The sequence below is a fragment of the Amycolatopsis sp. lyj-112 genome, assembly GCF_046549055.1.
In the GTDB taxonomy this organism is placed as follows: domain Bacteria; phylum Actinomycetota; class Actinomycetes; order Mycobacteriales; family Pseudonocardiaceae; genus Amycolatopsis.
Genome location: NZ_JAJPWS010000013.1, coordinates 161807 through 175525, shown reverse-complemented (window position 1 = coordinate 175525; position 13719 = coordinate 161807). Strand labels below are relative to the sequence as shown.

The following is a 13719-nucleotide window of genomic DNA, read 5'->3' as shown; positions in this document are numbered from 1 at the left end:
CCAGCGCTATGAACGACTCGTTACTTGCGAATTTCGCAAGTAACGAGTCGTTCATAGCATCCGGCGGGGTGGGTGCCGGGCCTCTTGGACACCCCGAATCCACCGTTCGGCCGCGTGCGGTTCGCGGGGTACACGTAGGCTCGCGGACGTGAGTGAGGTGTACACCGAGGCCGCGGGTATCGGGGTGAGCTGGCTCGACACCGCCGGACCGGTACTCGTCTGGGTGATCGTGCTCAGCTTCATCTTCGTGGAATGCGCGCTGATCGTGGGGCTCTTCCTGCCCGGCGATTCCCTGCTGTTCGCGGCCGGGGTCGTCCTCGCGCAGCACGGCTCCGACCTGAACGCGTGGCTGCTCTCGGCCGCCGCCCTGCTCGTCGCGATCCTCGGCAACCAGGTGGGGTATTACATCGGCCGGACGACCGGGACGAAACTGATCGCGCGGCGCGGCGGCAAGGTGCTCAACCGGCACAACCTGGACCGCGCCAGGGCCTTCCTGGACCGCAAGGGATTCTTCGCCATCGTGGCCGCGCGCTGGATCCCGTGGATCCGCACGCTGGCGCCGCTCATCGCGGGGGCCGCGCGGATGGATCCGCGCCGGTTCGCGCTCGCGACCGCGCTCGGCGGGCTGCTCTGGGTGCCGACGCTGGTGTTGCTCGGCTACTACGGCGCCGGTCTGCTGGACGAACTGCCGTGGGTGAAGACCGTCGCGCTCTGGGTCAGCATCGCGTTCTTCGTGGTGGGCACGGCCTACGGCGTGATCCGCTACCGCCAGGAAATGCGGCGCCCGGTCGACGAGGTCGAGGACAGCACGACCACGCAGGACGCGGCCTAGACCTCGCGATCCGCCCAGATCTCCAGCTGGATCCCGTCCGGGTCACGGAACACGATGACCGCCGAACCCTCGAGCGTGCGTGACTCTTTCGCCGAGGTGTAGACGACGCCGTATTCGGAAAGCCGCGCCTCCCATTCGGCCAGTTCCGACCGCGAAGAGACCTTGAACGCCACGTGGTCCAGACCGGTTCTCCGCTCGTCGAACCGCGGGCGTTCGGTGTCCTGGTGCTCGACGAGCACCACGGCGAAGCCCTCGCTGGGCGAACGCAGCACGACCTTCCGCAGCCCGGTGTCCGGGTCTTCGCGACGGGTGTACTCCTCGAGCTCGAGCACACGGGCGTACCAGGGCACGCTCCGGTCCACGTCGGTCACGGTGAGTGCCAGGTGATGCACAGACATGAGCTTGGACATCGGGGGAGACCGTCCTGATCAAGAAGCTTGGGGGCGCCACCAGGGTGACACAGGCACATCGGACGGCGAGTGGTTCCGTCCGAGTTCCCACATGAATCGTGATATCGCCCCGGAAACACCGTTAAAACGTGGCTGAACCGACCGCGGACCCGATATCGAGCCGTGACCGCCGTAGTGATCGGCTAACGTCCTCCGCCGACGGTCAGCACCGTGCCCGTGCTGTACGAAGCAGCCGGAGAAAGCAGCCACAGCACGGCTTCCGCGACTTCCGCGGGTTCGCCGGCGCGTCCCATCGGGATGGTCGGGGCGAGCCGGTCCATACGGTCGGGCAAGCCCGCCGCGGCATGAAGTCCGGTGTGGATCATTCCCGGAGCAACCGCGTTGACCCGTACGGATTCTTTCGCGACTTCTTGCGCCACACCGTAAGTCATTGTTTCGACCGCTGCCTTGGTTCCCGCGTAATGCACCCACTCACCGGGTGATCCGGTTCGCACGGCAGTGGACGAAAGCGTCACTATCGCGCCGCCCGAACCGCCGTAGCGGGTGGACATCCGGCGAATGCCCTCGCGGACGCACAGGAAAACGCCCGTGATGTTGACGTCCACCACGCGGCGGACGACGTCCACTTCGTACTCGTCGAAGCGCCCGGGCGTGTTGCCGGTGACGGCCGCGTTGGCGACCACACCGGCGAGCGGGCCGAGTGCGACGGCGGCGTCGAACAAGGCCACGACGTCGTCTTCGGAAGCGACGTCCCCGCGTTGGGTGATCGCCTGCCCGCCGTGTTCGCGGACGCGGGCGGCGACGTCTTCGGCCGCGTCGGCGTCACCCGCGTAGTTGACGACGACGTCGTAGCCGCGCGCGGCGGCCAGTTCGCAGACCGCCGCGCCGATGCCCTTGCTGCCGCCCGTGACGATGAGAACCCCGGTCATAGGGCGATCATATGGCGAAGTTGACCAGGGGAAGGTTCTCCAGGACCAGGTCGGCCCGGTCGCTGGTCGACGCGATGAGGTCGGCGTTGCGCTGGTCGGAGCCGAGCGCGCGGCGGCGTGCGTCGACGAGCGAGCGGCCGTAGCGGCGGTGCCGCGAAACGAGCCTTTCGATACGCTCGGGTTCGTCCGGCGCGAGGAACCAAGCCTCGGCGAGGATCGGCTTGACGCCACTCCACGGGTCGTCCTGCATCAGCAGGTAGTTGCCCTCGGTGATCACCAGCGGGACGTCCGGCGTGACCGCGACGGCACCGGCGATCGGCTCTTCGATCTCACGACGGAACTCGGGCGCGTAGACGGTCTCGCGACCTTCGGCGAGCCTGCGCAGCATGTGCACGTACCCGGCCGCGTCGAAGGTGTCCGGCGCGCCTTTGCGCTCCACCCGGCCGAGGCGCTGCAGTTCCACCTGCGCGAGGTGGAAGCCGTCCATCCCGACCACGGCCGCCCTCGTGCCCAGCGCCTTCGCCAGGCCCCAGGCCAGCGTGGTCTTGCCGGACGCCGGCGCGCCGACGATCCCGAGCACGCTCCGCTGTCCCGGCTTCGCCATCGCCTGCGCCCTGGTCAGCAGGTCATCGAACACCGTAGGCATTGCAGTCATCGCATTCCCTTTCCCATTCCCGCGACCGCGGCCGTCCACGACCTCGGTCCCACATGCCGCACCCGTTCGGCGGCCACCTCGTTGGCGAACCCGATCCACGCGGGGACATCCCCGAAGCGCTCGTTCCCGTGAAACTGTGAGACCGCGTACGCGAAAGCTCCATGCCAGACATCGCCCGCGCCCAGCGTGTCACGCGCCTGGGTGACGGGGACGCCGACTGCACCGGATCCGTCCGCCGTCGACCAGCGGACCGGTTCGGGGCCCGCCGTCGTGATCACCACCGGGACGCCGTGCGCACGCGGATCGTCCCCGCGGTAGAGCGAGGAGCACGCGGCGATGTCCACCAGCGGCAGGAGTTCTTCGAAGACCGGCTTCCAGCTTCCGGCGTCGAGCACCACCGGTACCTTCCGCTCCCGCGCCCAGCGCGCGACGTGCACCGCGACCTCCGGATGGTGCCCGTCGACGAGCACACACCCCGGCAATTCGTCCTCTAGTTGCGGTAGTTGCGCGTGCAAGGACCGCAAGTAGAGGACTAATTGCGCAGGGGTGGAGGAGGTCGCGTGGGCGTTGCGTGAAACGACGGTGCGCTCACCGTCCCGCTCACGGACGACGATGGCGCTGATCGCGGGCGGGTCGGGCAGATCGGGATCGAGGTCGACGAGGTCGACGCCGTGCGCTTCGAGGTCGGCGCGAGCGAGTGCTGCCAGCGGGTGCGCACCGGCGATCGTCAGGAGCGTCGCGCCGGCACCGAGCGCGGCCACGGTCACCGCCGCGTTCGTCGCCGGCCCCCCGGCGGCGACGTCCATCGACAGCGAACGCACCTTCTCGCCCGGCGCCGGAATCTCGGCGACGCGCTGAACCTGGTCGACGGTGCACAGGCCCGCCAGCAGCACTCGCACTCACAAACCCGTGTGCACGGCTGAAGCGACCTCTTCGACCTCGCCGTTCTCACCGATCGTCAGCGCACCCGTGAGCAGGCCGACGACCTGGTTCATAGTGTGCGTCTTCGGCGAGACGACCGCGACACGCTTGCCGAGGCGATGCACGTGGATACGGTCGGCGATGTCGAACACGTGCGGCATGTTGTGGCTGATCAGCACCACCGGCAGGCCGCGGTCACGGATCCGGTTGATCAGATCCAGGACCTTGCCGGATTCGGCGACGCCGAGCGCGGCGGTGGGCTCGTCCATGATCACCGCCTTGGTGCCGAACGCGGCCGCCCGCGCGACCGCGACACCCTGGCGCTGCCCACCGGACAGCGTCTCCACCGGCTGCGTGATGGACTTGATGTTGATGCCGAGTTCGTCCAGGATCCGCTGCGCGTCGGCCCGCATCGTCGCCGTGTCCAGTTTCCTGAACAGCTGCCCGAACAGGTCCTGACGCCGTTTTTCGCGGCCCAGGAACATATTCGACGCGATGTCCAGCGCGGGCGCGACCGCGAGATCCTGGTACACCGTCTCGATACCGTAGTGGCGAGCATCCAAAGGGGACTTGAAGTGGACGGTCTCACCGTCCACTTTGATCTCACCGGAATCCGGGATCACCGCTCCGGACAAGGCTTTGATCAGGCTCGACTTCCCGGCGCCGTTGTCGCCGACGACGGCGAGCACCTCACCGGGGAACAGTTCGAAGTCGGCGCCGTCGATGGCGGTGACCCGGCCGTAGCGTTTGACCAGTCCCTGAGCGGCCAGAGTCGGTTCAAGCGTCGTGGGCGTCGTCATGACTGCTGCCTCCTCGCGAAACGGTCGACGCAGACAGCGCCGATGAGCAGGGCACCGGTGGCGACGTCCTGGTAGAGCGCGTCCACCCCGAGCTGGGTCAGGCCGGAGCGCAGGACCGCGACGACCAGTGCGCCCATCATCGTGCCGAGAACCGAACCCCGGCCGCCGAACAGGCTCGCGCCGCCGAGCACCACCGCGGTGATGGAGTCGAGGTTGCCGAGCTGGAAGGCGTTCGGGTCGGCGTTCGGCACGCGGCCGAGCGCCTGCCAGGCCGCGATCCCGACGATCACCCCGGCGACGATGTACACCGAAAGGATCGTCCGGTTGACCTTGATCCCGGACAGTCGCGCGGATTCCGGCGCGTTGCCGACCGCGTAGACGTGCTTGCCCCACGGCGTCCGCGTGAGCGCGTACCAAAGCACCAGGTACATCAGCAAAGCCAGCGTCATGCCGTAGGTGATCGGGATGCCGCCGAACAGGTACCGGCGGGTGCCGAGCCACTTGAGCAGGGTGTCGGCGACCGGGACGGCCTGTCCGCTCGCGAACAGTTTCGCGGCCGCGGTGAGCACGGTCAGCAGGCCGAGCGTGACGATGAACGGCGGCAGTTTGATCCGGGTGACCAGCGAACCGGTGACCATCCCGATCACGACCGTCGCCACGATTCCCAGCAGCAGAGCCCAGATACCGGGCACTCCGCCGACGATGAGCTTCGCCATGATCAGCGTCGCGAGCACCATCGCGGCCGCGTTGGCCAGGTCGATGCCCGCGGTCAGGATGATCAGCGTCTGCCCGAGGGCGAGCGTGCCGACCACCAGGGACTGTTGCACCACAAGGGAAAGGTTGTCGAGATCAAGGAAGGTGTCCGTGGACAGCGAGAACACCACGATCGCGACGAGCAGGGCCAGCGTCGGCCCGACGGCAGGCGCGCGCAGGAAGAACTCACCGACAGTCGGCCGTTCGTTGCCTTTGAGGGTCAAGGTTGTCATTTCGTCCCCCAGCAGTTCTCGAGGCCCCACTTGGTGTCCTGGCTTTCCACGCCGGAGATCGGCTTGTCCGTGATCACCGTGGATCCGGTGTTGACGAACCCGCTCGGTTTCTTGCCGGTCTTCGCGTATTCGACGGCCGCGAGCACACCCTGTTCGGCCATCTTCTTCGGGAACTGCATGACCGTGGCGGCGTACTGGCCGTCGCGCACGTTCTTGACGCCTTCGCAGCCGCCGTCGATCGAGCCCATCACGATCTGGTTCACCAGGCCGCGGGCCTGGAGCGCGGCATACGTGCCGCGGCCCATCGGCTCGTTCATCGAGTAGACGGCGTTGATGTCGGTGGTGCGCTGCAACAGGTTCTCCACGCCCTGCTGGGCGAGGCTCTGGTCGCCGTTCGCCGGCGTCTTGCCCTTGATCTCCGGCGAGGCGTCGGTCAGGCCGATGCCCTTGAGGAAACCGGTGTGCCGCTGAGTGTCCACTGTGGAACCGGCGGTGCCGTCCACCATGAACAGCTTCGGCGCCTTGCCGTTGAGCGCGGTCTTGACATAGGCGCCTTGCTGACGTCCGGCTTCGAAGTTGTCCGTGGCGAAGGTGGCGTCGACGGCGGTGTCGGGCTCGGTCGCGGTGTCGAGCGCGATGACGAGGACACCGGCCTTGCGCGCCCGGTCGATGGCGTCGAGGACACCGGTCGACGAACTGGGCGTGATGAGGATGGTGTTCGCACCCTGTTGCATGAGGTTCTCGATGGCCCGGACCTGGCCGTCGTTGTCACCGTCGAACTGGCCCGCGAGCGCGCTGAAATCCGCGCCGTTCGCTTCGGCGGCGGCTTTGGCGGCCGCTCTCAGTTCCACGAAGTAGGGGTTGGTGTCGGTCTTGGTGACCAGGCCGACCTTGGCCTTGCCACCGCCGCCCGCGTTCGAGCCGCCACCCCAGTGGCGTTCGACGGTGCACGCGCCGGTCGTGGTCACCGCGAGTGTGGTGACCAGGGCGAGCACTAGGAGACTGCGTTGTCTCATTGGGGATGCCCTCCGATTCGAGGCTATCGGCGATGGACCGGAAGGTAGACAGGGTTATGCTCACTCGCAAGCGTTTGCGCAAACGCTTGCAGGCAGACCTGACCGAGGATTGGTAATGCGGCCGTCACGCTCCTCCCGCCCCACCCAACGCGACATCGCCGAGCTGGCGGGAGTCTCGATCACCACGGTTTCGCATGTGGTCAACGGGACGAGAGCGGTGGCCGAGGAGACCAAGGCCGCCGTCCTCCGCGCGATCGAACAGACCGGCTACACCGGCGACGCCATCGCCCGTTCGCTGGTCACCGGCGGCACCCGCTCGATCGGCGTCGCGATCTCCCTGCTGGCGAACCCGTACTTCGCGATGCTCATGCAGGCGATAGAGCGCGAAGCCGCGTCGGCGGGGTACACCGTCCTGCTGGCGGACACGCACGACACCGTCGACACCGAGCGTGAGACGGTCCGGACGCTGCGCTCCCGCCGCGTCGACGGGCTGCTGATCACGCCGTCGCCGGGCGACGGTTCGGTGATCGGCGAACTCGTTTCGCTCGACGTCCCGACGGTGCTCATCGACCGGCTCTCCACCCGCACCGACGTCGACCAGGTCGGCACGGAGAACATCCAGTCGACGTCGGCGCTCACGGCGCATCTGGCGTCGCTCGGGCACCAGCGGATCGGCATGATCAGCGGCGCGGCCGGCCTGAGCACCAGCGAGGAGCGGATCCTCGGCTACCGGCTCGGCCTCGGCCGCTCAGGACTCACCTGGTCGGAGGATCTGGTCGCGTGCGGCCAGTCGTCACGAGCGGGCGGGTCGCTGGCGCTGAGCACACTGCTCGCGCTACCGGAACCGCCGACCGCGCTGGTGGTCGGCAACGACAGCATGATGGTCGGAGTACTGCACGAGCTGCGCCGCCGCGGGCTGCGCGCGGGGATCGACCTGCCGGTGGTGGTCTACGACGACGTCGAGTGGGCCGACCTGGTCGACCCGCCGCTGACCACGATGGCGCAGTCGATCGAGGAGATCGGTACCCAGGCCGTCCGGCTGCTGCTGGCCCGGATCAACGACCCGGCGCGCAAGGCCCAGACGATTCGGATTCCGCCTACGCTCCGCCATCGGGCGTCGTGCGGATGCGTACACGTTCACTCACATTGATGATTGTTGCGAGACTTTCCGGCCTCACCGGCGAGTGATGCTCGGTCAGCCGTTACCTTCATTCAAGCTCGGATGAAGGCGTGGAGCCATGACCGCACTATCCCCGGAGTTACCCCTGTGGGAGGACACCCCTGTCACCCACCGGTTCGGGGTGGCCATGGCGGTGCACGCGAACCCGTATTCGGGTGAACTCATCCGCGCCATCCGCCGGGCCGCACGCCGTCACGGTTGCGAAATCACCCTCGCCGACACCGGCGACAGCGTCGCCGAAGAGGCCGCGGTGGTCCGCGCGCTGCGAGCGGACCGCGTCGACGGTGTCCTGCTCGTCCCGGCCGCCGGCGACGAAGCGGTGATCAACGGACTGGTCCGAATGGGTGTGCCGACCGTGCTCGTCGACCGGATGGCCGGACGCAACGACGTCGACCAGGTCGGCTCCGAGAACATCCAGGCCGTCTGCGCGCTCGTACGGCACCTCGCCGGGCTGCGGCACCGCAAGATCGGCTTCATCTCGGGCGAAGACGACATGGCCACCTACGAGGAGCGCGCGCTGGGCTACCGGCTCGGCCTCGGCCGCTCCGGCATCCGGTGGACGTCCCAGCTGGTCGCGTGCGGACAGTCGACCCCGGGCGGGGCGGCCGCGGCGACCGCGAAACTGCTCGACAGCTGGCCTTCGCCCACCGCGCTGGTGGTGGCGAGCGAGGCGATGATGATCGGCGTCCAGTACGAGGCGCACCGGCTCGGCATCCGGATCGGGCGCGACCTCGCGATCGTCGGCTACGGCGACATGGAATGGGCGGGGCAGGTGACCCCGGCGGTGACCACGATGGCGCAGCCGATCGAGGAGATCGGGCGCAAGGCCGTCGAACTCCTGCTGGCCCGGATCACCGACCCTGAGCGACGACCCGAATCCGTACGGCTCGCACCGCGCTTCATACACCGTGCGTCGTGCGGCTGCTGAGTCACAACCCGCTGGTCAGAACCTCGCCGCCGGGTGAAGATGGCGGTATGACCGACCTGTGGACCGTGCACACCGCCGATCTCGAAGCCACCGTGCTGACCGCGGCGCGCGCTCTGCTGGACGACGCCTTCGACGGCGATTTCAGCGACGACGACTGGGCGAACGCCCTCGGCGGCATGCACACGCTGGTGTGGGAAGGCGGCGAGCTGATCGGGCACGCGTCGCTGGTCCAGCGGCGGCTGGTGCACAACGGGCGGGCCCTCCGGACGGGGTACGTCGAAGCGGTCGCCGTCCGCTCGGACCGACGTCGGCGCGGTCATGGCGACGCGATGATGGACGCGCTGGAGCGGGTCACACGGAAGGCGTACGACGTTGGCGCGCTTTCGGCGTCCGACGAGGCGCTGGAGTTCTACGCGTCGCGCGGGTGGCAGCTGTGGCGCGGTCCTTCGTCGGCGATGACGCCTTCGGGCGTGAAGGCGACGAAGGAGGAGGACGGGTCGATTCACGTCCTGCCGGTGGGCGGCGCTTTGGATCTGGACGGAGAACTCACCTGCGACTACCGCGAAGGCGACGTCTGGTGACCCCGCACCCGCCGCAAGTAGTCCTCTAATGGCGGGTGTGTTCGAGGGTGGCGGCGGCTTCGAGGAGCATCCAGGCGCTGGTCTGGACGGAGAGGTCGCGTTCGGGGGCGTCGGGAGCGAGGGGCAGCGAAGGCGCCGGAGTGGCCCAATCGGCGCTGAAGAGCGGTCCGTGCGGGGTTTCGGTGGCGCCGGACCAGCACGCTTCAGCCGACCGGATGACGATGTCGCGCGCCACCCCGCTGGGCAGAAGCGGCGCCGCGAGCGCCAGGTACCGCGCCAGGATCCCGGCGAACAGGCCGCCGTCCCCACCACCCTGACCCCGGATCACCCCGTTCGGCGCGACGTGTTCCGCGACCGCGTGAATGGTGTGCTCCACCCTGTCCATTTCGGACAGTTCGAGGCAGGCGCCGAGGTAGACCCCTTGGCAGTACGTGAAAATATGCTTGACCAGCTCACCGGTGTCGACGCGTAGCCCGTCCCACACCAGCCCCGTATCGGGATCGACGAGCCGCTCGGTCATCCAGCCGGTCAGCCCCTGCGCGTGCTGGGTCGAACCTTCGCGGGCGTGGAAGATCGCGGCCGGGCCGTTCGCGGGAGCGTTCTTGAACTGGTCGCCGACACGCCACCAGATACCGCCGCCCGCGTCCTCCGTCCAGCCTTCGCGCAGCCGCGAACTGATCGCCTCCAGCCCGCCGCGGACATCCAGCCCGAGATGCCCCACTCGCTGCAGCGCGAGGCCGAGCCAGGCGATGTCGTCGTAATAGTCGTTGGTCCACTTGCCGAAGTTGCGCAGCCGCACCGAGGCCACGAACCGCTCGATCAGCTTCAGCCGATCCGGTGAGGGGTCCCGCACGTGCGCATCGACGAGGGTGTCCAGCAGGTGCGCCTGCCACCAGTAGTTCCAGTTCCAGTGGACCCGCTGGCGTCCCGCGGGCGGCCAGCCGCTGCGGCCCAGCACGGTCCCGGGCAGTCCCCACACCCGGCGCAGATGCCGCTCGCGAAGCGCACGCTCGGCCGACGCGGCCCGTCCGGCGAGAGGTCTGTCCGCACTCATCGCGCCATCATCCCTTGCCCGCTGACATACCGCTCAGTATGTTGAGACGACCACCGACCCCGCGAGGTGCTTCATGACCACGGCACATGTGACCTGCCCCCTTTGTGAAGCCACCTGTGGCCTGGAGGTGACGATCGACGAAAAGCAGCTGGTCACCCGGGTCCAGGGCGATCGCGAGGACGTCTTCTCGCAGGGCTACATCTGCCCGAAAGGCGCCTCGCTCGGCGCGCTGCACCATGATCCGGACAGGCTCACCGCGCCGCTGGTCAAGCGCGACGGCGAGTTCGTCGAGGTCACCTGGGACGAGGCGTTCGCCGAGGTCGAGAAGCGGCTCCGGCCGATCATCGACCAGCACGGCAAAGACGCCGTCGCGGTGTACTCGGGCAATCCGACGGTGCACAACGCGTCGCTTGTGCTCTACGGCCGTGTGTTCTTCAAAGCCTTGGGCACCAAGAACTTCTACACCGCGACCACGGTCGACCAGATGCCCAAGCACTTCTCGTCCGGGTACCTCTTCGGCGACCCGCAGACCATCCCCGTCGCCGACCTCGACCGCACTGAGCACCTGCTTATTCTGGGCGCGAATCCGTTGGTGTCCAACGGAAGCCTGATGACGGCGGCCGACACGCGCGGCAGGCTGCGCGGGATCCAGAAGCGCGGCGGCAAGATCGTCGTCCTCGATCCGCGCCGTACCCGGACGGCCCAGCTCGCCGACGAGCACCACGCGATCCGGCCCGGCACCGACGCACTGTTCCTGTTCGCACTGGTCAACGTCCTGTTCGCGGAGAACCGCGTCGATCTCGGCCGGCTCGCGGAGCATGTCACCGGTGTCGAAGAAGTGCGCGCGCTCGCGGAGCCGTTCACCCCGGAGGCCGTCTCGCCCGCGACCGGGATCGACGCGGCCGAGATCCGCCGGATCGCGATCGCACTCGCGGACGCCGAACGCGCCGCGGTCTACGGCCGGATGGGGACCACGACCCAGACCTACGGCACGATCGCGAGCTGGCTGGTCGACGTCGTCAACACGCTCACCGGCAACCTCGACCGCGAGGGCGGCGTGATGTTCGCGCTGCCCGCGGCGTGGAAGCCGCGGCGCACGTCGCCGTTCACCAGCGGTCGCTGGAAGAGCCGCGTGCGCGGGTATCCCGAGGTGCTCGGCGAGCTGCCGGTGGCCACGCTCGCGGACGAGATCGAGACGCCCGGCGAGGGCCAGGTCCGCGCGCTGGTGACGATCAGCGGCAACCCGGCACTGAGCACGCCCAACTCCGCGCGGCTCACGGAAGCGTTGCGGCAACTGGACTTCATGGTCTCGCTCGACGTCTATCTCAACGAGACCACCCGGCACGCCGACGTCATCCTGCCCGGTCCGTCGCCGCTGGAGCGGCCGCATTACGACGTCGCGCTGTACACGCTGGCCGTGCGGAACGTCGCCAACTGGACGCCGGAAACGCTCGAGACGGACATGCCGCAGGAGTGGGTCACTCTGCTGCGGATGGCCGGGATCGCCGCCGGTCAGGGCCCGGACGTCGACGTCGCCGCGTTCGACACGATGGTCGCGGGAGAGACGGCGCGACGTACCGGCGTCGACCTCGCACTCGCGGAAGGGCGTGTCGGGCCGGCGCGGATGATCGACCTGATGCTGCGCGGCGGTCCGTACGGGCTGAAGCTGGCCGACCTCGAAGCCGCGCCGCACGGCATCGACCTCGGCGCGCTGAAGCCGCGTATCCCGGAGGTGCTCACCACCGCGAGCGGGAAGGTGGAACTGGCCCCGGACGCGGTGACCGCGGACGTCCCCCGGCTGCGCGCGGAACTCGGCAAGACACCGGACGGCGGCCTGCTGCTGATCGGGCGGCGGCACCTGAGCTCGAACAACTCGTGGATGCACAACCTGACGCCGCTGGTGCGCGGCGGCAACCGGTGCACCGTCCAGATTCACCCGGACGACGCCTCCCGACTCGGGCTGACCGACGGCGGGCTCGCCTCGGTGACGTCGCGGGCGGGGAAACTCGAAGCGCCGGTGGAGGTCACGGCCGACGTCCGGCCGGGTGTGGTGAGCATGCCGCACGGCTGGGGGCACGAGCCCGAAGGAATGCGGACGCGGGTCGCCACCGCGCACGCCGGGGTCAACTCGAATCTCGTCGCCGACGAGACCCTGCTCGACGTCCCGTCGGGCAACGCCGTGCTGAACGGGATCCCGGTCGAGGTCGCCCCCGCGTGATTGAAGGCGTGACTCGCGTGATTGAAGGCGTGACTCGCGTTACCAGGCTTGGGTGAGGTCGGCGTGCTGCCGGACCCAGGCGTGCATGACGATCCCGGCGGCGACGCCGGCGTTGATGGAGCGGGTCGTGCCGAACTGCGCGATCGAGACCACCAGCGCCGCGGCCTTCTGCGCCTCGGCCGACAGACCGGGCCCTTCCTGGCCGAACAGCAGCACGCACTCGCGCGGCAGTTCCGCGGTCTCGACGGGTTGCGACCCGGGAGTGTTGTCGACGGCGACCAGGGCGAGCCCCTCCTCGGCGGCGAACGACAGCAGCCCGGTGACGTCCTCGTGGTGGTGAAGGTGCTGGTAGCGATCGGTCACCATGGCGCCGCGCCGGTTCCAGCGCCGCCGTCCGACGATGTGCACCGCGGCCGCGGCGAACGCGTTCGCCGTCCGGACGACGGTGCCGATGTTGTGGTCGTGCTGGAAGTTCTCGATCGCCACATGGAACGGGTGCCGACGGCCGTCCACATCGGACACGATGGCCTCGCGCCGCCAGTAGCGGTACGGGTCGACGACGTTGCGGCGGTCTCCGCCGGTCAGGAGTTCGGGGTCGTACCGCTCGTCAGCGGGCCACTCGCCCTCCCACGGTCCGACGCCGACCTCTTCCCGCGCCACCCATTCGGTGGGGCCGGCTTCATCCGAGTTCACCCGGTGATTGTCACTCAGCCCATGCTGACGCGGTGCGCCGGTGCGTCGGCGTCGTCGTGCCGGTGACGCCAGCGCTGGATCGTTCCGACATACGAGACGATCACGGTCGCCATCGCGATCACGATGACCAGCGGCAGCGACGAGCGCGGGAAGATCGTGTCGTAGAGGTAGTAGGCGTTGAAGCCGCCGGGCAGGTCGCCGAGGCCTTGCTGGTGGCGGAACATGTTCTCCAGCGCGGTCAGCGGGCACGGCCACGGGAACACGTTGACCAGGACACCCCATGCGGCGAAGAACACATGCACGAAGATCACTTTCGGCCACCGCCAGGCGAGGAATCCGCCGAAGCCGATGAACAGCAGTGCGAAAATGTGCACCGCGACCGTGATGTTCGCGAGAAACGCCGACACCTCGAGCCCCCTTTCACGCCCCCACCAGCGACGTTACCCCTCTCTTATTGAGAAACGCTCACGAAAAAAGGGGACGTTCACCGCATTGATGCGGTGAACGTCCCCTCGA

At 68.5% G+C, this 13719-nt stretch carries 15 protein-coding genes; 5 read left to right on the top strand and 10 right to left on the bottom strand.

Going from position 1 to position 13719, the window contains the following annotated elements:
- The first annotated feature begins 148 nt into the window (after positions 1 to 148).
- Positions 149 to 832, top strand: coding sequence for a DedA family protein (locus ACLJRL_RS33175; protein WP_410660284.1), 684 nt, complete (start codon positions 149 to 151; stop codon positions 830 to 832).
- Here the strand turns inward: ACLJRL_RS33175 and ACLJRL_RS33170 are convergent.
- The 7 genes from ACLJRL_RS33170 to ACLJRL_RS33140 all read right to left on the bottom strand — a co-directional run bounded on the left by ACLJRL_RS33170 (position 829) and on the right by ACLJRL_RS33140 (position 6549).
- Complete coding sequence (locus ACLJRL_RS33170) at positions 829 to 1242, bottom strand: VOC family protein (RefSeq protein ID WP_410660283.1); 414 nt, start codon at positions 1240 to 1242, stop codon at positions 829 to 831. The genes ACLJRL_RS33175 and ACLJRL_RS33170 overlap by 4 nt on opposite strands.
- 182 nt (positions 1243 to 1424) lie before the next feature.
- Complete coding sequence (locus ACLJRL_RS33165) at positions 1425 to 2171, bottom strand: SDR family oxidoreductase (protein WP_410660282.1); 747 nt, start codon at positions 2169 to 2171, stop codon at positions 1425 to 1427.
- 7 nt (positions 2172 to 2178) lie between these two features.
- Positions 2179 to 2826 (bottom strand): nucleoside/nucleotide kinase family protein, encoded by a 648-nt coding sequence (locus tag ACLJRL_RS33160; protein WP_410660281.1) that lies wholly within the window; start codon positions 2824 to 2826, stop codon positions 2179 to 2181.
- The gene (locus ACLJRL_RS33155) at positions 2823 to 3719 is read right to left on the bottom strand and encodes a PfkB family carbohydrate kinase (protein ID WP_410660325.1); all 897 of its coding nucleotides are present in this window, start codon (positions 3717 to 3719) and stop codon (positions 2823 to 2825) included. Before ACLJRL_RS33155 ends, ACLJRL_RS33160 begins: the two co-directional genes overlap by 4 nt.
- A gap of 6 nt (positions 3720 to 3725) precedes the next feature.
- Positions 3726 to 4547 carry an ATP-binding cassette domain-containing protein gene (locus tag ACLJRL_RS33150; protein WP_410660280.1) on the bottom strand — a complete coding sequence of 274 codons (822 nt, stop codon included), beginning with the start codon at positions 4545 to 4547 and terminating at the stop codon, positions 3726 to 3728.
- Positions 4544 to 5533, bottom strand: a complete 990-nt coding sequence (locus ACLJRL_RS33145; RefSeq protein WP_410660279.1) for an ABC transporter permease — start codon at positions 5531 to 5533, stop codon at positions 4544 to 4546. Before ACLJRL_RS33145 ends, ACLJRL_RS33150 begins: the two co-directional genes overlap by 4 nt.
- The gene (locus tag ACLJRL_RS33140) at positions 5530 to 6549 is read right to left on the bottom strand and encodes a substrate-binding domain-containing protein (protein WP_410660278.1); all 1020 of its coding nucleotides are present in this window, start codon (positions 6547 to 6549) and stop codon (positions 5530 to 5532) included. Before ACLJRL_RS33140 ends, ACLJRL_RS33145 begins: the two co-directional genes overlap by 4 nt.
- A 115-nt stretch (positions 6550 to 6664) precedes the next feature.
- On the opposite strand from ACLJRL_RS33140, the gene ACLJRL_RS33135 reads away from it, so the two are divergent.
- From ACLJRL_RS33135 to ACLJRL_RS33125, 3 genes are all read left to right on the top strand, one after another.
- Positions 6665 to 7699, top strand: a complete 1035-nt coding sequence (locus ACLJRL_RS33135; protein WP_410660277.1) for a LacI family DNA-binding transcriptional regulator — start codon at positions 6665 to 6667, stop codon at positions 7697 to 7699.
- A gap of 88 nt (positions 7700 to 7787) precedes the next feature.
- Positions 7788 to 8657, top strand: a complete 870-nt coding sequence (locus tag ACLJRL_RS33130; RefSeq protein ID WP_410660276.1) for a LacI family DNA-binding transcriptional regulator — start codon at positions 7788 to 7790, stop codon at positions 8655 to 8657.
- Positions 8658 to 8704: 47 nt separating this feature from the next.
- Entirely contained in the window at positions 8705 to 9238 is a 534-nt protein-coding gene (locus tag ACLJRL_RS33125; protein WP_410660275.1) for a GNAT family N-acetyltransferase, read from the top strand.
- A gap of 25 nt (positions 9239 to 9263) precedes the next feature.
- On the opposite strand, the gene ACLJRL_RS33120 is transcribed toward ACLJRL_RS33125, so the two are convergent.
- Positions 9264 to 10292, bottom strand: a complete 1029-nt coding sequence (locus tag ACLJRL_RS33120; RefSeq protein WP_410660274.1) for a glycoside hydrolase family 76 protein — start codon at positions 10290 to 10292, stop codon at positions 9264 to 9266.
- Between the two features lie 73 nt (positions 10293 to 10365).
- On the opposite strand from ACLJRL_RS33120, the gene ACLJRL_RS33115 reads away from it, so the two are divergent.
- A complete protein-coding gene (locus ACLJRL_RS33115; RefSeq protein WP_410660273.1) occupies positions 10366 to 12510 on the top strand; it encodes a molybdopterin oxidoreductase family protein in 2145 nt (714 codons plus the stop codon).
- Positions 12511 to 12549: 39 nt separating this feature from the next.
- Here ACLJRL_RS33115 and ACLJRL_RS33110 read toward each other — a convergent pair whose 3' ends face one another.
- Both ACLJRL_RS33110 and ACLJRL_RS33105 read right to left on the bottom strand, forming a co-directional pair.
- Entirely contained in the window at positions 12550 to 13203 is a 654-nt protein-coding gene (locus ACLJRL_RS33110) for a TrmH family RNA methyltransferase (protein WP_410660272.1), read from the bottom strand.
- Between the two features lie 14 nt (positions 13204 to 13217).
- On the bottom strand, positions 13218 to 13610 hold the full coding sequence (locus tag ACLJRL_RS33105; RefSeq protein WP_410660271.1) for a DUF2784 domain-containing protein: 393 nt from the start codon (positions 13608 to 13610) through the stop codon (positions 13218 to 13220).
- Positions 13611 to 13719 lie beyond the last annotated feature (109 nt).

What these genes read in the sequence shown, in the direction of transcription:
- ACLJRL_RS33170 (WP_410660283.1), bottom strand. Translation starts at nt 1,242, where the DNA reads ATGTCCAAGCTCATGTCTGTGCATCACCTGGCACTCACCGTGACCGAC.
- ACLJRL_RS33165 (WP_410660282.1), bottom strand. Translation starts at nt 2,171, where the DNA reads ATGACCGGGGTTCTCATCGTCACGGGCGGCAGCAAGGGCATCGGCGCG.
- ACLJRL_RS33160 (WP_410660281.1), bottom strand. Translation starts at nt 2,826, where the DNA reads ATGACTGCAATGCCTACGGTGTTCGATGACCTGCTGACCAGGGCGCAG.
- ACLJRL_RS33150 (WP_410660280.1), bottom strand. Translation starts at nt 4,547, where the DNA reads ATGACGACGCCCACGACGCTTGAACCGACTCTGGCCGCTCAGGGACTG.
- ACLJRL_RS33145 (WP_410660279.1), bottom strand. Translation starts at nt 5,533, where the DNA reads ATGACAACCTTGACCCTCAAAGGCAACGAACGGCCGACTGTCGGTGAG.
- ACLJRL_RS33140 (WP_410660278.1), bottom strand. Translation starts at nt 6,549, where the DNA reads ATGAGACAACGCAGTCTCCTAGTGCTCGCCCTGGTCACCACACTCGCG.
- ACLJRL_RS33135 (WP_410660277.1), top strand. Translation starts at nt 6,665, where the DNA reads ATGCGGCCGTCACGCTCCTCCCGCCCCACCCAACGCGACATCGCCGAG.
- ACLJRL_RS33130 (WP_410660276.1), top strand. Translation starts at nt 7,788, where the DNA reads ATGACCGCACTATCCCCGGAGTTACCCCTGTGGGAGGACACCCCTGTC.
- ACLJRL_RS33125 (WP_410660275.1), top strand. Translation starts at nt 8,705, where the DNA reads ATGACCGACCTGTGGACCGTGCACACCGCCGATCTCGAAGCCACCGTG.
- ACLJRL_RS33120 (WP_410660274.1), bottom strand. Translation starts at nt 10,292, where the DNA reads ATGAGTGCGGACAGACCTCTCGCCGGACGGGCCGCGTCGGCCGAGCGT.
- ACLJRL_RS33115 (WP_410660273.1), top strand. Translation starts at nt 10,366, where the DNA reads ATGACCACGGCACATGTGACCTGCCCCCTTTGTGAAGCCACCTGTGGC.